The sequence below is a fragment of the Streptomyces sp. CB02009 genome (assembly GCF_001905825.1).
GTDB lineage: Bacteria > Actinomycetota > Actinomycetes > Streptomycetales > Streptomycetaceae > Streptomyces.
The window spans coordinates 1,226,389-1,246,498 of sequence record NZ_LIVV01000002.1; the positions used below are offsets into that span (position 1 = coordinate 1,226,389).

The 20,110-nt window shown below is 71.3% G+C and carries 11 protein-coding genes; 7 read left to right on the plus strand and 4 right to left on the minus strand.

Features of this window, described 5'->3' with window-relative positions:
- Positions 1-23: 23 nt before the first annotated feature.
- The 4 genes from AMK27_RS12540 (at position 24) to AMK27_RS12555 (ending at position 4,617) form a co-directional block, all read left to right on the plus strand.
- The gene (locus AMK27_RS12540) at positions 24-1,325 is read left to right on the plus strand and encodes a glycoside hydrolase family 16 protein (RefSeq protein WP_073905603.1); all 1,302 of its coding nucleotides are present in this window, start codon (positions 24-26) and stop codon (positions 1,323-1,325) included.
- A gap of 128 nt (positions 1,326-1,453) precedes the next feature.
- Positions 1,454-2,413 (plus strand): GlxA family transcriptional regulator, encoded by a 960-nt coding sequence (locus AMK27_RS12545; RefSeq protein ID WP_073905605.1) that lies wholly within the window; start codon positions 1,454-1,456, stop codon positions 2,411-2,413.
- Between the two features lie 123 nt (positions 2,414-2,536).
- The gene (gene gap, locus AMK27_RS12550) at positions 2,537-3,532 is read left to right on the plus strand and encodes a type I glyceraldehyde-3-phosphate dehydrogenase (RefSeq protein ID WP_073905608.1); all 996 of its coding nucleotides are present in this window, start codon (positions 2,537-2,539) and stop codon (positions 3,530-3,532) included.
- A gap of 209 nt (positions 3,533-3,741) precedes the next feature.
- Positions 3,742-4,617: a poly(ethylene terephthalate) hydrolase family protein gene (locus tag AMK27_RS12555; RefSeq protein WP_073905610.1), complete on the plus strand. Its 876-nt coding sequence runs from the start codon at positions 3,742-3,744 to the stop codon at positions 4,615-4,617.
- 143 nt (positions 4,618-4,760) lie between these two features.
- On the opposite strand, the gene AMK27_RS12560 is transcribed toward AMK27_RS12555, so the two are convergent.
- The 4 genes from AMK27_RS12560 to AMK27_RS12575 form a co-directional block, all read right to left on the minus strand.
- Positions 4,761-5,315 (minus strand): HAAS signaling domain-containing protein, encoded by a 555-nt coding sequence (locus AMK27_RS12560; protein WP_073905612.1) that lies wholly within the window; start codon positions 5,313-5,315, stop codon positions 4,761-4,763.
- Positions 5,312-5,683: a PadR family transcriptional regulator gene (locus AMK27_RS12565; protein ID WP_030317059.1), complete on the minus strand. Its 372-nt coding sequence runs from the start codon at positions 5,681-5,683 to the stop codon at positions 5,312-5,314. Before AMK27_RS12565 ends, AMK27_RS12560 begins: the two co-directional genes overlap by 4 nt.
- Before the next feature lie 97 nt (positions 5,684-5,780).
- Positions 5,781-8,870 carry a glycoside hydrolase family 3 protein gene (locus AMK27_RS12570; RefSeq protein ID WP_073905614.1) on the minus strand — a complete coding sequence of 1,030 codons (3,090 nt, stop codon included), beginning with the start codon at positions 8,868-8,870 and terminating at the stop codon, positions 5,781-5,783.
- A gap of 71 nt (positions 8,871-8,941) precedes the next feature.
- Positions 8,942-10,777: a lectin gene (locus AMK27_RS12575; RefSeq protein WP_241847472.1), complete on the minus strand. Its 1,836-nt coding sequence runs from the start codon at positions 10,775-10,777 to the stop codon at positions 8,942-8,944.
- Positions 10,778-11,098: 321 nt separating this feature from the next.
- Here AMK27_RS12575 and AMK27_RS12580 point away from each other — a divergent pair, with 321 nt between their 5' ends.
- The 3 genes from AMK27_RS12580 (at position 11,099) to AMK27_RS12590 (ending at position 20,075) form a co-directional block, all read left to right on the plus strand.
- Positions 11,099-12,109: a LacI family DNA-binding transcriptional regulator gene (locus AMK27_RS12580; protein ID WP_073905617.1), complete on the plus strand. Its 1,011-nt coding sequence runs from the start codon at positions 11,099-11,101 to the stop codon at positions 12,107-12,109.
- Between the two features lie 276 nt (positions 12,110-12,385).
- Complete coding sequence (locus tag AMK27_RS12585) at positions 12,386-15,757, plus strand: CARDB domain-containing protein (RefSeq protein WP_073905619.1); 3,372 nt, start codon at positions 12,386-12,388, stop codon at positions 15,755-15,757.
- Between the two features lie 31 nt (positions 15,758-15,788).
- Positions 15,789-20,075, plus strand: a complete 4,287-nt coding sequence (locus AMK27_RS12590; protein ID WP_073905622.1) for a discoidin domain-containing protein — start codon at positions 15,789-15,791, stop codon at positions 20,073-20,075.
- The last annotated feature ends 35 nt before the right edge of the window (positions 20,076-20,110 follow it).

Sequence of the window (20,110 nt, forward strand, 5' to 3'; positions counted from 1 at the left end):
CACACCCGACGGAAGTGAGAGCCATGCCCTCCGCCCGCTCAGCACGGCGGTCGCTGTTCACCGCCGCGACAGCACTCGCCCTGGCCCTGGCCACCGCGGCGCTCGGTCCCGCCGGCCCCACCCGGTCCGCCGGCCCCGCCGAAGCGACCACCGCCCTCCAGACCGCCGCCCTCCAGCCGGCGGCCGACGCGGCCGCCGTCACCTTCTCGGACACCTTCGACGGAGCCGCGGGACTTCCCGTGGACGGCTCGCGGTGGCAGATCGAGACCGGCGACAACGTCAACAACCACGAGCGGCAGTACTACACGGCCGGCAACCGCAACGCCGCCCTCGACGGCCAGGGCCACCTCGTGATCACCGCCCGCAAGGAGAACCCCGGCAACTACCAGTGCTGGTACGGCCGGTGCGAGTACACCTCGGCACGGCTCAACACCTCCGGGAAGTTCACCGCCCAGTACGGCCACGTCGAGGCCCGGATGAAGGTGCCGCGCGGCCAGGGCATGTGGCCCGCGTTCTGGATGCTGGGCAACGACCTCGGCCAGGTCGGCTGGCCCGCCTCCGGCGAGATCGACATCATGGAGAACGTCGGTTTCGAGCCGTCCACCGTGCACGGCACCCTGCACGGTCCCGGCTACTCCGGCTCCGGCGGGATCGGCGCCGGCTACACCCTGCCCGGCGGACAGGCCTTCGCCGACGCCTTCCACACCTTCGCCGTCGACTGGTCGCCCGGGAAGATCACCTGGTCCGTCGACGGAACCGTCTACCAGACCCGTACCCCCGCAGACCTCGGCGGCCGCGCCTGGGTCTTCGACAAGCCGTTCTTCCTCATCCTCAACCTCGCCGTCGGCGGCTACTGGCCCGGCGACCCCGACGGCTCGACCGCCTTCCCGCAGCAGCTCGTCGTCGACCACGTCCGCGTCACCACCGCCGACAGCCCGACCACCGGGGGACCGATCACCGGCATCGCCGGCAAGTGCGTGGACGTGGCCGGGGCGAACAGCGCCAACGGCACCCCCGTGCAGCTCTACGACTGCAACGGCACCGGAGCCCAGCGGTGGACCGTGGGGACCGACGGCACGATCCGGGCGCTCGGCAAGTGCCTCGACGTCACCTCCGCGGGCACGGCCGACGGCACCCCCGTCCAGCTGTGGGACTGCAACGGCAGCGGCGCCCAGCAGTGGACCGCCAACGCCGCCCGGGACATCGTCAACCTCGGATCCGGCAAGTGCCTGGACGCCACCGGCAACAGCTCCGCCAACGGCACCAGGCTGCAGATCTGGTCGTGCGGCGGCGGCGCCAACCAGAAGTGGACGGTGACGCGCTGACCGTCCGGAGCCGGTGACGCGCCGACCGGCCGGCGCTGACCTGCCGCCGATGCCAGCCGCGCGGCCCTGACGCGCTGACCTGCGGAGCCGTCGGCCGGTGACGCGCGCGGCCCGCCTACGCTGTACCCGTGCCGCCCACTCCCCGCCTCCACCGCGTCGCCGTCCTCGTACTCGAAGGGGCGAAGCCGCTCGACGTCGGCATCCCCGCGCAGGTCTTCACGACCCGCGCGAGCATGCCGTACGAGGTGAGGGTGTGCGGCGCGGAACCCGGTCTGGTCGCCGGGGGCGACGGCCTCTCGTACGCCGTCGCCCACGGCCTGGACGCGCTCGCCTGGGCCGACATCGTCTTCGTCCCCGGCTACCGTTTCCCCGACCGCGAGGACCCGCCGCGCGGTGTGGTCGACGCGCTCGTGGCGGCCCACGACCGGGGCGCCCGCCTCGCCGCCATCTCCACGGGCGCCTTCGCGCTCGCCGCGACCGGTCTGCTCGACGGCAAGCGGGCCACCACCCACTGGCACTACACCCAGGCCCTCGCGGCCAAGCGCCCCCTCGTCCACGTCGACGAGAACGTCCTCTTCGTCGACGAGGGGAGCGTGCTGACCTCCGCCGGCGCCGCCTCCGGCATCGACCTGTGCCTGCACATCCTGCGCGGCGACCTCGGCGTGGCCGCCGCGAACCACGCCGCCCGACGCCTGGTCGCCGCCCCCTACCGCAGCGGCGGCCAGGCGCAGTACGTGCCGCGCAGCCTGCCCGAGCCGCTCGGCGAACGCTTCGCCGCCACGCGTGAATGGGCCCTGCACCGGCTCGGCGAGCCGCTCACCCTCGACGTCCTCGCCCACCACGCGGCGGTCTCGGCGCGCACCTTCTCCCGGCGCTTCGTCGAGGACACCGGATACACGCCCATGCAGTGGGTGATGCGCGCCCGCGTCGACCTCGCGCGGGAACTCCTGGAGCGCTCGGAGCGGAGCGTCGAGCAGATCGCCGCCGACGTCGGCCTCGGCACCGGGGCCAATCTGCGCCTGCACTTCCAGCGCATCCTCGGCACCACACCGAGCGACTACCGGCGCACCTTCACCAAGGGCGAGTAGGCCTTCTGCCCGGTCCTGGGGCGATTGGCGCGATCCTTGCGGACCGTGGCGATCTCGCCTCTGTCAGGACCGTTCCCGGCGAGCGAACCTGGTGGCGACGCAGAAGTTGAAGGGACACCATTCATGACTCGCATCGCCATCAACGGGTTCGGCCGCATCGGACGCAACGTGCTCCGCGCACTCCTCGAGCGCGACACCGACCTCGAGGTCGTGGCCGTCAACGACCTGACGGAGCCGAAGGCCCTCGCGCGACTGCTCGCCTTCGACTCGACCTCGGGTCGCCTCGGCCGTCCCGTGAGCGTCGACGGCGACACCCTCGTCGTCGACGGCCGCCGCATCAAGGTCCTCGCCGAGCGCGAGCCGGCGCAGCTTCCCTGGGCCGAGCTCGGTGTCGAGATCGTCCTGGAGGCGACCGGCCGCTTCACCAACGCCAAGGCCGCCCGCGCCCACATCGACGCCGGTGCCAAGCGCGTCCTGGTCAGCGCGCCCGCCGACGGAGCCGACGTCACCCTGGCGTACGGCGTCAACACCGACGCGTACGACGCGGAGCTGCACACGATCGTCTCGAACGCCTCGTGCACCACGAACGCGCTCGCGCCGCTCGCCAAGGTCCTCGACGACCTGGCCGGCATCGAGCACGGCTTCATGACGACGGTCCACGCCTACACGCAGGAGCAGAACCTGCAGGACGGCCCGCACCGGGACCCGCGTCGTGCCCGTGCCGCCGGCGTCAACATCGTTCCGACCTCGACGGGTGCCGCCAAGGCGATCGGCCACGTGCTGCCGAACCTGGACGGCAAGCTGTCGGGCGACTCGATCCGTGTTCCGGTCCCGGTCGGCTCGATCGTCGAGCTCAACACGACCGTCGCCCGCGACGTGACCCGTGAGGACGTCCTGGAGGCGTACCGCGCCGCCGCGGCCGGCCCGCTCGCCGGTGTCCTGGAGTACTCGGAGGACGCGCTGGTCTCCTCCGACATCACCGGCAACCCGGCGTCGTCGATCTTCGACTCGGAGCTCACCCGCGTCGAAGGCCGCCACATCAAGGTCGTCGCCTGGTACGACAACGAGTGGGGCTTCTCGAACCGCGTGATCGACACGCTCCAGCTGCTGGCCGGCTGACCCCGGACGCCCGGCACCGAGCACCGCACCGCACGTCGCCCCCGCCGAACCACGGATTCGGCGGGGGCGAGGTGCGTTCTGGGCAGGTGCACAGGAGGGTGGCGCGAGGTCTGGGCTCCTGCCGACAGACACCCGCCGCGCCGAGCTCGATCATGGCCTGGTCACGCTTGCGAGGACGCGCAACGTGCCTCATCCATGAAGGAGTTCGCATGCCAGGGAGAAAGAGCCGCGTGTTCGGCGGCCTGCTGCTCGCGGCCGTGATGGCCGTGTGCACCGCGCCGGGCACGGCCGGCGCGGCCGCCGACGCGGGGACGGCGGGCACCGTTCCGTCCGTCGGCACCGACTGGGGCCGGACCGGGCCGTACGAGGTGGCGGTCGACATCGAGGCGGTCCACACCTTCTACCACCCCCGGACCATGGGGCAGGCGGGCGAGCGCCACCCGGTCGTCATCTGGGGCAACGGGACGGGTGCCGTGCCCGGGGTCTACAGCGCGCTGCTGCGGCACTGGGCGAGCCAGGGCTTCATCGTCGCCGCCGCCAACACCCCCACGTCGAACTTCGCGATCAGCATGCGGGCGGGGATCGATGTCCTGGAGCGCCGGAACGCCGACCCCTCCAGCCCGTTCCACGGCAAGGTGGACCTCGACCACATCGCCTCGGCGGGCCACTCTCAGGGAGGCGCCGCCGCCGTCAACGCGGCCGTCGACCCCCGGGTCGACACCGCCGTCCCGATCCAGCCTGGTCCGCTGACCGACCCGGACCTCATGGACGAGCCCGTGTTCTACCTGGCCGGCCAGCGCGACCTGACGGTGTGGCCGGCCCTGGTGAAGGCCCTGTACCGGGACACGGACCACGCCCCCGCCGTGTACGGCGAGGTCCGCGGCGCCGGACACCTCAGCTCCATCGGCGACGGCGGGGACTTCCGCGCCCCGACCACCGCCTGGCTGCGCTACTGGCTGCTCGGCGACGAGAACGCGCGCGGGATGTTCTTCGGCCCCGACTGCGGCTACTGCGCCGACGGCGACACCTGGTCCGGCTGGGACCGCAACGCCCAGGCGCTGCGGATCCCGGGACCCGCGGCCTGATCGGGTCGCGTACCCGGCGCGGCTCCGGGACGTGCCCCCCTTCCGGGGCACCCCGGAGGGGGTCCGTCCCGGAGCCGCACCCCGCCGTCGCACCCCGCCGTCGCACCCCGTCGCACCCCGCCGCACCCTGCCGTGCCCCGCCGTCAGCGGCGCGCGGCCCGCAGCAGCAGGACGGCACCGAGCATCGGCACACCCAGCGAGAACACGAGCATCAGCAGGAGCTCCACGATCCCGATCCGGGACGCGGCCCCGAGCAGCGCGCCCAGCAGGACGACGACCGGCACCGCCACGCCCGCGGCGGTCCCCAGGGCCTTCTGCCGCCCGGTCCACAGCGGAGCGCTCCAGAGCAGTACCAGGGCGGCGATCAGCGCGAGGGCGCCGACCCACGGGTTGAGCAGCAGGAGCACTCCCGAGGCTCCGAGCAGGATCGCGGTCAGCCTGCCCCGTCCGGTTCCGGAGACGGGCGCCCGTCCGGCCGGGGCCTCCTCGGCGAGCGCGGAGGCGGCGACGGTACGCGGCTCGCCGAGCCCGGCCAGGACGGCGCGGAGCTGCTCCTCGCCCTCCGCGCCGCTGACCTCAATGTGCTCGCGGAGGTCCGCGAGGAGTTCGGCCCGGCGGTCGGCGGGCAGCTCGGCCGTCTCGCGGGCGACGGCGTCGAGGTAGGCGGCGACGAGCGGGTTCTGGTCGGTGGCGTTCATGCGGAGTCCCCCTGCGGGTCGGTGAGGAAGTGGTCGACGGCGTCTCTGAACAGCGGCCACGCCTGGGCGAACTCGGCGAGGGAGGCCCGGCCGACGCCCGTCAGCGTGTAGTAGCGGCGCGGCGGTCCGCTGGGGGAGTCGCGCAGCTCGGTGGCGACGAGCCCTTCGCGGCGCAGGCGCGACAGCAGGGGGTAGATCGTGCCCTGACTGGTGGTCATCACGCTGACCGCGGAGAGCTCGGCGACGAGCTCGACACCGTACTTCGGCTCGTCCCTGAGCAGCGCGAGGACGCAGTACTCCAGCACTCCCTTGCGGAGCTGGCTGGGGACCCTGTCGCCCGCCTCGTTCATTGCGTTACCAGGAACCATGCAATGCAAGATAGCTCGCGCACGCGACCACGACAAGCCCGGCCCCCGGGGGCGTCACTCTCCCCCCGGGGGCCGGGCTGGTGTCCCGTGCTCTCCGTCAGCTCGCGGCCCGGTACGCCTCCGTCAGCTTGCCGACCGCGCCCGCGGGATCACCCGTGAGCAGCAGATGGTCCGCGTCGGCGAACGGCTTGGCCGTGGCCTGGGTGAGGTGCCCGGCGATCCTCTTCTGGACGATCTGCCGCGCCACCGCGACGAGCTTGCGCCCCTCGGCGGAGTCGCCCCGCCCGACCGCCTGCAGCGCCTTGGCGGCGATGCGCAGCGCCCGCAGCGCGGGCTCCCCGCCGGACGGGGCCGGGGTGAGGGTGGTCAGCCCCCAGCCGTACGGGAACTGCGGGTCATAGCTCCTGTCACCCACGTTGAGGGGCAGCTGGGCCTCCGACTTCGGCCAGGTCACCGGAAGCTGCCCGGTGAACGGCCGCTTGCCGTAGAGGACGTCGGCGACGCCGTCGCCCTCCGTGCCCGGCAGCCAGGAGGCGACCAGGGCGTCGATGCCCGGGAGCCGGTCGCCGATGAGCTGCGGCCGTCCCGAGACGACCAGGACGGCGCACGGCATCGCCGCGCAGACCTTGTCCACCGCGGCCTTGTCGGCGGCCGTCAGTTCGAGGTCGTTGCCGTTGCCCACGTCGCCGAACCCCTCCGCGTACGGGGTCTCGCCGACCACCACCACACCGACGTCGTAGCCGTCGGTCGGCGCCGAGGCGTCCTTCGACCAGCCGATCCCGGCCTCCGGCGCGACCTTCCGCATGCCTTCGAGGATCGTCGTCCCGGTCGTGGTGCGCCCGGACGACCCCTGCCAGCTGATGGTCCAGCCGCCGGCCTGGTTGCCGAGGTCGTCGGCGTTCGACCCCGCCACGTACACCTTCTGGGAGGGCTTCAGCGGCAGGACGGAGCCCTCGTTCTTCAGGAGCACCTGCGACTTCGCCACGGCCTCCCGTGCCACCGCGCGGTGCTGGGCCGAGCCGATCGACGGCAGGTTCGCGGTGTCCGCGTACGGCTTCTCGAAGAGACCGAGGCGGAACTTCTGGGTCAGGATGCGGGCCACCGCGTCGTCGATCCGGGAGAGCGGGATCCGGCCGGACCCGGCCTCGGCGGTGAGGGTCCGGGTGAAGTCCTGGTAGTTCGTCGGCACCATGATCATGTCGAGACCGGCGTTGATCGAGGTGCGCACGTCGCTGGGGTAGTCGCCGGGGATCTGGTCGATGGCCTGCCAGTCGCTGATGACGAAGCCCTCGAAGCCCATGCGGTCCTTGAGGACGCCGTTGATCATCTCGGCGTTGGCGTGCATCTTCACCGGACCCTGCTCGTCCCCGAGGACGTCGAGCGAGGAGTACGAGGGCATCACCGTGCCCGTACCGCGCTTCACCGCCTCCGCGAACGGCGCCAGGTGCACCGCCTCCAGCTCCGCCCGCGTGACCTCGGTGACGCCCTGGTCGATCGTGTACGAGCCGGTCGTCGAGGAGCCGAAGGCGGTGCCGCCGTCGCCGACGAAGTGCTTGGCGCTGGTGAGGACCTTGTCGTTGCGGTCGAGGTCCGTCCCGTTCCGCGCGCCCTGCATGCCGTTGATGACGGTCTCCATCGCGGTGACCAGCGCCGGGTCCTCGCCGAAGGCCTCGTAGGAACGGCCCCAGCGCTCGTCGCGCGTCACGCAGAGGCACGGGGCGAAGTCCCAGGGCACGCCGGTCGCCCGGACCTCCTTCGCGGTGACGGAGCCGGTCCGCGCGGCGAGCTCCGGGTCACGGCCGGCTCCGATGCCGATGTTGTGCGGCATGATCGTCGCGCCGATGACGTTGTTGTGCCCGTGCACCGCGTCCACGCCGTAGAGCAGCGGGATCTGGTGGCGGGTCGCCTGCGCGCGCAGCTGGTAGGCGTCGACCATGGCCGCCCACGCGGCGGGCGTGTTCGGGGTGGGGACGGAGCCGCCGCCCGAGAGCAGCGACCCGAGCGCGTAGCCCGCGATGTCGCCCGGGGACCGCAGCGCGTTGCGCTCGGCCTGTGTCATCTGGCCGACCTTCTCCGCCAGGGACATCCGGGAGAGCAGATCGGCGACCCGCTTGCGTACCGGCAGCCGGGCGTCGAGGTACGGCAGGCCGTGCGCGTTCACCACGATCAGCGGGTTCTCGGCGGGCGCCTTGGCGCCGTCGACCGTGAGCCGCAGCGGAATCGTCTCGGCGGACTCGGCCGAACCGTCCTTCAGGGTCTGCACGGTGATCGAGCGGGTCGTCCCGGAGGGCGTCCCCGCGGGGAACACGACACTGCCCGTGACCGGCCGGTAGTCCTTCCCTGGCTCGGCCCCTCCCGGCTCGGTGCCGCCGCCCTCCGTCGCGTACGCCACGGTGACCGGCTCGCCGATCGGCCCGGAGCCGGTGGTGGCCACCGAGACGTCGACCCGGGCGCTGCCGCCCTCGTCGACGGGGTGCACCACGGACTTCGTGACCACCTTGGTGGTGAGAGCGGGCTCCGCCGTGCCGTACAGCTCGACGCCGTCCAGGGCGAAGGAGCCCGGCCCGCCGGTCGGGAGCGTGACCGCGTACCCCCACATCCGGTCGAGGCCGAGGACCTGGTCGATGCCGCCGACGGGCTGGTAGTCGGTCCGGTACTGGAACTCGGAGAACGGGACCTCGACGAGGTGCCAGCCCTCCCAGTCGTCGGTGAAGGAGGTCGTCCACAGCTCGGACGCCTCACCGTTCGCGCCGCCGTCCTTGAGCTCCAGGGCGATCCGCTTGCCCGAGCCGGGCGGCAGCGGCGCCGTGTTCTGGCCGTACCACCAGAAGCGGATGCCCCGGTACGCCGTCCAGTCGTGCGCCGGCTGGTCGAAGGCGAAGTCGTGGGTGAAGCCGCCCCAGCCGCTGACGTCGTAGCGGCCTTCGAGGACCGTGCTGCCCTCGGGGGCGTCGGCGCGCTCCCTCAGTTCGAGCTTCGGGTGCGACTCGGTGGCGTTTCCCCAGGTGAAGATCCCTTCGGCGGGTGGCGACGCGAAGGGGACCTCGCCTTCGAAGCGGTCGACGGCCCGGGGCGCGGGTTCCTGGGCGGCCGCGCTCGGCAGGCCGCCGGTGAGCAGACCGGTGAGGACGGCCGTCGCGGCGACGACGGCCGCGCCCACCGTTCTGCGGGGACGTGCGGATGGCATGCGGGCTCCTTGAAGGGCCTGTCCACGGCCCTGTGCGGGGGAGGGGAACGGAGGGGAGCGGAGGCGGCCGGTCAGGCCGCGTGGTGGGTCCACTTCTGGTTGGCCCCGGCGGTGCAGGTCCAGATCTGCGCCCGGGTCCCGTCGGCGGAGGAGTTGCCGGTGATGTCCAGGCACTTGTTCGCGCCGGTGTTGACCACGTCGTGCGTGGTCGCGTCGTACGTCCAGCGCTGCGCCGCGGTGCCGTTGCAGTTGTACAACTGGACCTGGGCGCCGTCGGCCGTCGAACCGCCGGTGACGTCGAGGCATTTGCCGAGCGCCCGGACGCTGCCGTCGGCGGCGAGGGTCCAGCGCTGCGCCGCGGTGCCGTTGCAGCCGTACAGCTGGACGGGCGTGCCGTCGGCGGTGGCGCCGCCGGCGACGTCCAGGCACTTGCCGGCCAGGCCGGTCAGCGTGCCGGTGCCGGTCTGGCCGCCGCCGGTCGTCCCCGACCAGGCGAAGGTCGCCGTGGTGCGGGCGGGCAGCGTGTAGGTGAAGGACTGGTTGCCCCAGTCGACCCGGACGGACTGGGCGGAGCCGCCGCCGTTGTGGGCGATCAGCGCCTTGGAGCCGTCGGAGTTGCGCCAGGCCACGTTCTGGACCGTGCTGTTCGCGGTGGAGCCGATGCGGTACGCGCCGGGCTTCACGAACTTGGTGAGGTGGCCCGTCGTGTAGTACTCGACGGTGTAGTCGACCTGCCCGGCCCGGGCGCCGCCCTCCTGCACGGTGATGAGACCGGTGCAGGTGCCGCAGCCGCCGTTGTGCGGGCCCATGTTCTGGTTGAGCGCCAGGCTCCACTTCACCAGGCTGCCGCTCCAGTTGCGGGCGTAGCCGACGATGTCGCTCATGTCCTCGTTGTGCTGGTTCCCGATCCAGGTGCCGCCCGAGTGCTCGGTGCTGAACTGCTTCACCGAGGGGTACTGGTTGTGCACCTGGGTGCCGACGGCCGGGTCGCCCGCGTAGCCGTGCCAGGCGATGCCGCCGAACAGCGGGTCGTTGCGGACGCCCGCGTCGTTGAGGATCCCGGCGCCGAAGGAGGCGTAGTCGCCGTAGTTCCAGTCGTGGACGAGGACCTTGGTCGTGATGCCCGCGGCCCGGAAGGCCGGGTAGACGTGGTTCTTGGTGAACTCGACGAGCCCGGCCGGGTTCCAGCTCATCCCGGGGTAGTTCATGGCGGTGGGGTTGCCCGCCTGGCAGCAGTTGGGCTCGTTCTGCACGGAGAGGTAGTCGACCTTCACCCCGGCGGCCTGGTAGCTCTGGACGTACTTCACCAGGTACTGGGCGTACAGCGGGTAGTACTCCGCCTTCAGCCAGCCCATCTGGTCCATCCGGCCGTTGTCCTTCATCCAGCCCGGCGCGCTCCACGGCACCCCCTTGACCCGGAGGGCGGGGTTGAGCTGCTTGGCCTGCGCGGTCAGCAGCCGGACGCCGGTGTCGTAGCCGTTGGTGCCGAAGTCGCCGAGGTCGCAGCAGGTGTCGTCGAGGGAGACGTGCCCCGGCCGGGAGAGGTCGGAGGCGCCGATGGGGTTGCGGACGAAGGACAGGCCGATGCCCTCGGTCGGCGAGAACAGCTTGCGCATCACGTCGTCACGGGTGGCGGCGCTGACGGCGCCGCCGCGCAGCAGATGGGCGGTGGTGTCGGTGATCGACGCGCCGCCGCCCTCGAACTGCTGGTACGTGGTGCTCTCGTCGACGGTGATCGTGTGGTTCGCGGTGCCGCCGGCCGGGCCGAACGCGAGGGGGGCCTGCTGGGCGAGACCGCGGGTGACGGTACGGCCGCCGGAGTCGGAGGTCGTGGTGAGCCAGACGTCGACCCGCTCGCCCGCGGCCTGCGCGGTGCCGGGCCCGGTGAGGATGAGGCTGCCGGCCACGAGGGCGCCGGCGGTCAGCGCGGTGAGCGGCCGGAGCCGGCGGCCGCGGAACCTGTCGCCCGCTCGGGGCTCTCGTCTCTCCGCTCCCCGCCGGAGGAACGTGCGTACACGCGTACGTGTGTTATGCACCTGACAATCCCTTCGCCGTCTCGCGCCCAACGGGCCACTGCAGCACGCCTTTTATCAAGGCCTGAAGTTATGAGGCGCCCTTCGGCCCGTCAACCCTTCAAGCGTTGTCGGCTCTCATGGGTTGCGTTCGTTCACTGCAAGGACTTGGCAACGACGCAACTCGCTTGCGAAGTTTGCGATACTCTTGCGTTCATGACGCGACGACTTGCTCAAGTGGCCAAGAAGGTGGGAGTCAGCGAGGCGACGGTCAGCCGTGTCCTCAACGGAAAGCCCGGTGTCTCCGAGGCGACACGGCAGTCCGTCCTCACCGCGCTCGACGTGCTCGGATACGAGCGGCCCACGCAGCTGCGGGGCGAGCGCGCGCGCCTGGTCGGCCTCGTCCTGCCCGAGCTGCAGAACCCCATCTTCCCCGCGTTCGCGGAGGTGATCGGCGGCGCGCTCGCGCAGCAGGGGCTGACCCCGGTCCTGTGCACCCAGACCAAGGGGGGCGTGTCCGAGGCGGACTACGTCGACCTCCTGCTCCAGCAGCAGGTGTCCGGAGTCGTCTTCGCCGGAGGCCTGTTCGCGCAGGCCGACGCCCCGCACGACCACTACCACCAGCTCGCCGAGCGCAACATCCCGGTGGTCCTGATCAACGCCTCCATCAAGGGGCTCCACTTCCCCTGCGTCTCCTGCGACGACGCCGTCGCCGTCGAGCAGGCCTGGCGCCACCTGGCCTCCCTCGGGCACGAGAGGATCGGCCTCGTCCTCGGGCCCAGCGACCACGTCCCCTCCCGTCGCAAGCTCGAAGCGGCCCGCGCCGTGGCCGAGGCCGCCGGCGGAGAACTGCCGGACGAGTACGTCGTCCGGTCGATCTTCTCGCTCGAAGGCGGGCAGGCCGCGGCCACCCGCCTCCTGGAGCGGGGCGTCACCGGCATCGTCTGCGCCAGCGACCCGCTCGCCCTCGGCGCCATCAGGGCGGCCCGCCGCCGCGGACTCGCGGTCCCCTCGCAGGTGTCCGTCGTCGGCTTCGACGACTCCGCCTTCATGAACTGCACCGAGCCGCCGCTCTCCACCGTCCGCCAGCCCATCGAGGCCATGGGGCGCGCCGCCGTCGAGCTGCTCTGCGCGCAGATCCAGGGCACGCAGACCGACCCCGGTGAGCTCCTCTTCGAGCCCGAACTCGTGGTCCGCGGCTCGACGGCGCCGCCGCCGACCGTCTGACCCCCTCCGCTCTCAGCTCACCGTTCTCCGGCTCCGGCGCCGGAGCCGTTTTTCGTTGACCTGCGCGGATGCGCCGGCCCAACCCCCGTTTCTGTCACGGCTGTTGACAAAGCGGTGACCTGCTAGAAACCTGACACCCCGGCGGCGCAAAAGATTAACGAGAATGCTCAATAAGTCTGCATCTCGCCGTCATTCATTGTCAGAGTTCCGCTGGGTTCCTGGCGAGAGGCCGTGTGCCGGCTCCGAACCCGTGGCCCAGCAGGCGGAGAGGCCCATATGAGAGGCAAAACCCTGAGCTGGCGGCTGACGATCGGTGTCCTGATCGCCGGACTGATCGCCGTCGGACTCCTTCCGGTGACCGCGTACGCGGCGGCCGCGACCAACCTCGCCCTCGGCAGAACGGCCACGGCATCGGGCGCCCACGGCGCCTACCCGGCCGGCAACGTCACCGACGGCGGCCAGCAGTCGTACTGGGAAGGCCCCGCGGGCGCGTTCCCGCACTGGGTGCAGGTCGACCTCGGCGCGGGCACCCGCGTCGACAGCGTCGTCCTGAAGCTCCCCACCACCTGGGAGGCCCGCTCCCAGACCGTCGCCGTGCTCGGCAGCACCGACGGCAGCACCTTCACCACCCTCGCCGCGCCTCAGTCACGGGCCTTCGACCCCTCCGCGTCGAACACCGTCACCGTCGGCATCACCTCCACCACGGCCCGGTACGTCCGTGTACAGGTGACGGCCAACACCGGCTGGAACGCGGCCCAGCTCTCCGAGGTCGAGGTCTACGGCGAGAGCGGCGGCGGCCCGGTCGACCCGCCGCCCACCGGCACCAACCTCGCGCGGAACAAGCCCATCGAGGCGAGCTCCACGACCCAGACGTACGTCGCGGCCAACGCCAACGACGACAGCACCACCAGCTACTGGGAGTCCGCCGGACTCCCGGCCGACCTGACGGTGAAGCTCGGCGCCAACGCCGATGTCACGGCCGTGGTCGTCAAACTGAACCCGGCCCAGGTCTGGGGCCCGCGCACCCAGGCCATCCAGGTCCTCGGGCGCGAGCAGGCCGCCTCCGGCTTCACCTCGCTCAAGGCCCGCGCCGACTACGTCTTCACCCCCTCCACCGGGCAGAACACCGTCACCATCCCGGTCTCCGGACGCTACGCCGACCTGCGGCTGACCTTCTTCTCCAACACCGGCGCCCCGGGCGCCCAGGTCGCGGAGTTCCAGGTCGTGGGCGCGGCGGCGCCCGGCCCCGACCTCACCGTCACCGATCTGACCTGGTCTCCGTCCACCCCCTCCGAGACGGACGCCGTGACCGTGAACGCCACGGTGCGCAACGCCGGCACCGCGGCGGCGGCCGCCACGACCGTCGAGGTCAGTGTCGAAGGCGCCGTCGCCGGTTCCGCCCAGGTCGGCGCGCTCGCCGCCGGCGCCTCTGCGACCGTCCCGGTCACCGTGGGCAAGCGGCCCATGGGCTCGTACACCGTCTCCGCGGTGGTCGACCCGACCGACACCGTCCCCGAACAGGACAACGGCAACAACAGCCGGACCGCCGCCACGAAGCTGGTCGTCGGCCAGAGCCCCGGCCCCGACCTTCGGGTCACCGGGATCACCAGCAACCCGACCAGCCCCGCCGTCGGCTCCGCCGTCACCTTCACCGTCGCGGTCCAGAACCGAGGCACGACCACCGCGGCGGCCACGGTCACCCGGCTCACCGCGGGCGGCACCACGCTCAACGGCACCACGGGCACCATCGCCGCGGGCCAGACGGTCAACGTGCCGATCTCCGGGAGCTGGACCGCCACCACCGGCGGTGCCATGCTCACCGCGACCGCCGACGCCACGGGCACCCTCACAGAGACCGACGAGACGAACAACGTCTTCTCGCGCTCCCTCGTCGTGGGCCGGGGCGCCGCCGTGCCGTACACCGAGTACGAGGCGGAGGACGCCCGGTACCAGGGCACCCTGCTCACCGCCGACCAGAAGCGGACCTTCGGGCACACCAACTTCGCCACCGAGTCCTCCGGCCGCAAGTCGGTCCGGCTCAACGCCACGGGTGAGTTCGTCGAGTTCACCTCCACCAACCCGGCCAACTCCATCGTCGTCCGCAACTCCGTGCCCGACGCGGCCGCGGGCGGCGGCGCCGACGCCACCATCAGCCTCTACGCCAACGACGTCTTCGTCCGGAAGCTGACCCTGTCGTCCAAGCACAGCTGGCTCTACGGCAGCACCGACGACCCCGAAGGGCTCACCAACCGCCCCGGCGGCGACGCCCGGCGCCTCTTCGACGAGTCCCACGCCCTGCTGGCCCAGTCGTACCCGGTGGGGACGAAGTTCCGCCTCCAGCGCGACGCCGGGGACTCGGCGTCCTTCTACATCATCGACCTGATCGACCTGGAGCAGGTCGCGCCCCCCGCGGCCAAGCCGGCGAACTGCGTCTCCATCACCGAGTACGGCGCCGTCCCCAACGACGGCATCGACGACACCGACGCCCTCCAGCGCGCGGTGACCGCCGACCAGAACGGCCAGATCCCCTGCGTCTGGATCCCCGCCGGCCAGTGGCGCCAGGAGCAGAAGATCCTCACCGACGACCCGCTCAACCGCGGCCAGTTCAACCAGGTCGGCATCCGGGACGTCACCATCCGGGGCGCGGGCATGTGGCACTCCCAGCTCTACACCCTCACCCCGCCGCACGAGGCCGGTGGCATCAACCACCCGCACGAGGGCAACTTCGGCTTCGACATCGACCACAACACCCAGATCTCCGACATCGCCATCTTCGGCTCCGGAGCGATCCGCGGCGGTGACGGCAACGCCGAGGGCGGTGTCGGCCTCAACGGACGCTTCGGCAAGGACACCAAGATCAGCAACGTCTGGATCGAGCACGCCAACGTCGGCGTCTGGGCCGGCCGCGACTACTCCAACATCCCCGAACTGTGGGGCCCCGGAGACGGTCTCGAGTTCTCCGGCATGCGGATCCGCAACACCTACGCCGACGGCATCAACTTCGCCAACGGCACCCGCAACTCCACCGTCTTCAACTCGTCCTTCCGCAACACCGGCGACGACGCCCTGGCCGTCTGGGCCAGCAAGTACGTCAAGGACACCTCGGTCGACGTCGGCCACGACAACCACTTCCGCAACAACACCATCCAGCTGCCCTGGCGCGCCAACGGCATCGCGGTCTACGGCGGTTATGGCAACACCATCGAGAACAACATCATCTCGGACACCATGAACTACCCCGGGATCATGCTCGCGACCGACCACGACCCGCTGCCCTTCTCCGGCCAGACCCTCATCTCCAACAACGCCCTGCACCGCACCGGTGGGGCGTTCTGGAACGAAGACCAGGAGTTCGGCGCCATCACCCTCTTCGCGCAGGGCCAGCCCATCCCCGGCGTCACCATCAGGGACACCGACATCCACGACTCGACCTACGACGGCATCCAGTTCAAGACGGGTGGCGGCGAGATGCCGGACGTGAAGATCACCAACGTCCGCATCGACAAGTCGGTCAACGGCTCCGGGATCCTCGCGATGAGCGGCGCCCGCGGCAGCGCGACGCTGACCGGCGTCACCATCACCAACTCGGCCGAGGGCGACGTCCTCGTCGAGCCCGGCTCCCAGTTCGTCGTCAACCGGACCGGCTGACCCCGTGCCCATGAATCGAGAGCGAGGACGGATGAGTTTCCACCACTGGAGATCACGGGGCCTGAGCGCCGTGATAGCGACCAGCCTCCTGGCCCTGGGAGGACCCCTCATGTCCGCCCGGGCGGCGGGCGGCCCCAACATCGCCCTGGGCGACGCCGCCGCGGCGTCCGGATCCCACGCCGAGTACGGCGCCGCGAACATCACCGACGGCAACCAGGGAACGTACTGGCAGAGCGCCGGCAGCACCCTGCCCCAATGGGTCCAGGTCGACCTCGGCGCCACCACCCGGGTGGACGAGGTGGTCCTGAAGCTGCCCGCCGGCTGGGAGAGCCGCAACCAGACGCTGTCCGTCCAGGGCAGCGCCGACGGCACGAGCTTCGCCACCCTCAAGAACTCCGCCTCCTACACCTTCGCCCCGGGCGCGGCCAACACCGTGACGGTCTCCTTCCCGGCCACCCAGGCCCGGTTCGTACGGGTCGACATCACCGCCAACACCGGCTGGCAGGCCGCGCAGCTCTCCGAACTGGAGGTCCACGCGGCCGACGGATCCTCGGCCAACCTGGCGAGCGGCCGCACCCTGACCGCGAGCAGCCACACCGAGGTGTACACGGCGGGCAACGCCAACGACGGCAACCGGGCCACCTACTGGGAGAGCACCAACAACGCCCTCCCGCAGTGGATCCAGGCGGACCTCGGCTCGTCCGTCCGCGTCGACCGGGTCGTCCTCCGGCTTCCCGACGGATGGGGCGCGCGCAGCCAGACCCTCAAGATCCAGGGCAGCGCCAACGGCACCGCCTTCACCGATCTGACCGCCGCCCAGGCGTACACCTTCGACGCCGCAGGAGGACGGGCCGCGACGATCACCTTCGACGCGGCCACCACCCGGTACGTCCGGGTCCTCGTCACGGCGAACTCCGTCCAGCCCGCCGCCCAGCTCTCCGAGCTGGAGGTCTACGGGCCGGCCACGGGCGACACCCAGGCGCCGTCCGCACCCGCGAACCTCGCCCTCACCCAGCCGGCCACCGATCAGATCCGGCTCACCTGGAACGCCGCCACCGACGACACCGGCGTCACCGGCTACGACGTCTACGCCAACGGCACGCTGCTGACCAGCGTCGCCGGCAACGTCACCACTTTCACCGACACCCGGCCGGCGAACCAGACGGTCACCTACCGCGTCCGCGCCAAGGACGCGGCGGGCAACCAGTCCGCCGACAGCAACGCCGTCACCCGCACCGGTGACACCGGCGACACCCAGGCCCCGACGGCGCCCGCGAACCTCGCGTTCACCGAGCCCGCCGCCGGCCAGGTCAAGCTGACCTGGAACGCCTCCACGGACAACACCGGCGTCACCGGCTACGACGTGTACGCCAACAACGTCCTCCGGGGCAGCGTCGCCGGCAACGTCACCACGTACACCGACAGCCAGCCGGCCTCCGCGACCGTCACCTACCGCGTCCGCGCGAAGGACGCGGCGGGCAACCAGTCGACCGACAGCAACGCCGTCACCCGCACCGGCAGCGGCGGAGGCGGCTCCAACCTCGCCGTCGGCAAGGAGATCAACGCCTCCTCCGTCGTCCACACCTTCATCGCGGCCAACGCCAACGACAACAACGTCAGCACCTACTGGGAAGGAGCCGGCGGCAGCTACCCGAACACCCTGACCGTCAAGCTGGGCTCCAACGCCGACGTCAACAGCCTCGTCCTCAAGCTCAACCCGGACACGGCCTGGGCGACCCGCAGCCAGACCGTCGAGGTCCTCGGCCGGGAGCAGAGCGCCACCGGCTTCAGCGGCATCACGGCGGCGAAGAGCTACACCTTCGACCCGGCGAGCGGCAACACCGTCACCATCCCCGTCACCGCCCGCGTCGCCGACGTCCAGCTGAAGTTCACCGCCAACACCGGCTCCGCGGCGGGCCAGCTCGCCGAGTTCCAGGTCATCGGCGTCCCCGCCCCCAACCCCGACCTCGAGGTCACCGGCCTCACCACCACGCCCGCCTCGCCCGTCGAGTCCGACCCGATCACCGTCAGCGCCACCGTCCGCAACAGCGGACCGGCCGCCGCACCGGCCAGCGCCGTCGCGCTGCGCCTCGGCGGCACGAAGGTCGCCACCGCTCAGGTCGGCGCCCTGGCGGCCGGCGCCCAGACCACGGTCAGCGCCTCCATCGGCGCCCGTGACGCGGGCAGCTACCAGCTCAGCGCCGTCGCCGACGAGGCGAACGCCGTCATCGAGCAGAACGAGTCCAACAACACCTACACCCGCCCCACCGCCCTGGTGGTCGCGCCGGTGTCCAGCTCCGACCTGGTGGCCGCCTCGGTGACCACGTCGCCGTCCAGCCCGGCCGCGGGCGACACGGTCACCTTCAAGGTGGCCCTGAAGAACCAGGGCACCGCGGCGAGCGCCGCGGGCGGCCACGGCGTCACCCTCACCCTGACGGACTCGACGGGCGCCACCGTCAAGACCCTGACGGGCACCCACAACGGAGCCCTCGCAGCCGGTGCGGGCACCGAGGTGAACCTCGGCCCGTGGACGGCCGTCAACGGTTCCTACACCGTGAGGACGGTCGTCGCCGACGACGCCAACGAACTCCCGGTCAAGCGCGCCAACAACACCTCCACCCAGCCCCTCTTCGTCGGACGCGGCGCCAACATGCCGTACGACATGTACGAGGCGGAGGACGGCACCGTGGGCGGCGGAGCCACGGTCGCCGGGCCGAACCGCACCATCGGCGACATCGCCGGCGAGGCCTCCGGCCGCAAGGCCGTCAGCCTGGACGCGACGGGGGAGTACGTCGAGTTCACCACCCGGCGCTCGACCAACACCCTGGTGACCCGCTTCTCGATCCCGGACTCCGCGGGCGGCGGGGGCATCGACTCCACCATCAACGTGTATGTCGACGGAGTGTTCAAGAAGTCGCTCCCGCTGACGTCGAAGTACGCCTGGCTGTACGGCGCCGAGGCCGGACCCGGCAACTCCCCGAGCGCGGGCGCACCGCGCCACATCTACGACGAGGCGCACCTCCTCCTCGGCGAGACCGTCCCGGCGGGCAGCAGGATCCGGCTCCAGAAGGACGCCGCGAACACCTCCACGTACGCGATCGACTTCGTGAACCTGGAGCAGGTCGCCCCGGTCGGGAACCCGGACCCGGCCACCTACACCGTGCCGGCCGGCTTCGGGCACCAGGACGTGCAGAACGCCCTGGACAAGGTCCGGATGGACACCACCGGCACGCTCGTGGGTGTCTACCTGCCGCCGGGCGACTACCAGACGGCGAGCAAGTTCCAGGTGTACGGGAAGCCGGTCAAGGTGGTCGGCGCCGGACCGTGGTTCACGACGTTCCACGCGCCGTCGAGCCAGGACAACACCGACATCGGCTTCCGCGCCGAGGCGGCGGCCAAGGGCTCGCTGTTCAAGGGCTTCGCCTACTTCGGGAACTACACCTCGCGCATCGACGGACCGGGCAAGGTCTTCGACTTCGCGAACGTCACCGACATCGTCATCGACGACATCTGGAACGAGCACATGGTGTGCCTCTACTGGGGCGCCAACACCGACCGGATCACCATCAGGAACTCCCGGATCCGGAACATGTTCGCCGACGGCATCAACATGACCAACGGCTCGACGGACAACCACGTCGTCAACAACGACGCCCGGGCGACCGGTGACGACAGCTTCGCCCTGTTCTCCGCGATCGACGCCGGCGGCGCCGACATGAAGAACAACGTCTACGAGAACCTCACCACGACCCTGACCTGGCGGGCGGCGGGCGTGGCCGTCTACGGCGGCTACAACAACACCTTCCGCAACATCCACATCGCCGACACGCTCGTCTACGCGGGCATCACCATCTCGTCGCTGGACTTCGGATATCCGATGAACGGCTTCGGGACCGAGCCCACGACCTTCGAGAACATCTCCATCGTCCGGGCGGGCGGCCACTTCTGGGGCTCCCAGACGTTCCCCGGCATCTGGGTGTTCTCCGCCTCGAAGGTCTTCCAGGGCATCAGGGTGAGCCATGTGGACATCGTCGACCCCACGTACAGCGGGGTGATGTTCCAGACGAACTACGTGGGCGGTCAGCCACAGTTCCCCATCAAGGACACCGTGTTCACGGACGTCTCGATCACGGGCGCGCGCAAGAGCGGTGACGCGTTCGACGCCAAGTCCGGGTTCGGTCTGTGGGCCAACGAGATGCCCGAGTCGGGTCAGGGGCCCGCCGTGGGGGAGGTGACCTTCAACGGGCTGCGGCTGAGCGGCAACGCGGTGGACATCCGTAACACCACCTCCACCTTCAAGATCAACGTCAACCCGTAGTCCGGCCGGCGGGACATCCAGCCCCGACCCTCCCG

Coding starts and splice junctions, on each gene's coding strand:
- AMK27_RS12560 (WP_073905612.1), bottom strand. CDS start 5,315: ATGAACGCCACCGACCAGAACCCGCTCGTCGCCGCCTACCTCGACGCC.
- AMK27_RS12565 (WP_030317059.1), bottom strand. CDS start 5,683: ATGGTTCCTGGTAACGCAATGAACGAGGCGGGCGACAGGGTCCCCAGC.
- AMK27_RS12540 (WP_073905603.1), top strand. CDS start 24: ATGCCCTCCGCCCGCTCAGCACGGCGGTCGCTGTTCACCGCCGCGACA.
- gap (WP_073905608.1), top strand. CDS start 2,537: ATGACTCGCATCGCCATCAACGGGTTCGGCCGCATCGGACGCAACGTG.
- AMK27_RS12590 (WP_073905622.1), top strand. CDS start 15,789: ATGAGTTTCCACCACTGGAGATCACGGGGCCTGAGCGCCGTGATAGCG.
- AMK27_RS12585 (WP_073905619.1), top strand. CDS start 12,386: ATGAGAGGCAAAACCCTGAGCTGGCGGCTGACGATCGGTGTCCTGATC.
- AMK27_RS12555 (WP_073905610.1), top strand. CDS start 3,742: ATGCCAGGGAGAAAGAGCCGCGTGTTCGGCGGCCTGCTGCTCGCGGCC.
- AMK27_RS12580 (WP_073905617.1), top strand. CDS start 11,099: ATGACGCGACGACTTGCTCAAGTGGCCAAGAAGGTGGGAGTCAGCGAG.
- AMK27_RS12570 (WP_073905614.1), bottom strand. CDS start 8,870: ATGCCATCCGCACGTCCCCGCAGAACGGTGGGCGCGGCCGTCGTCGCC.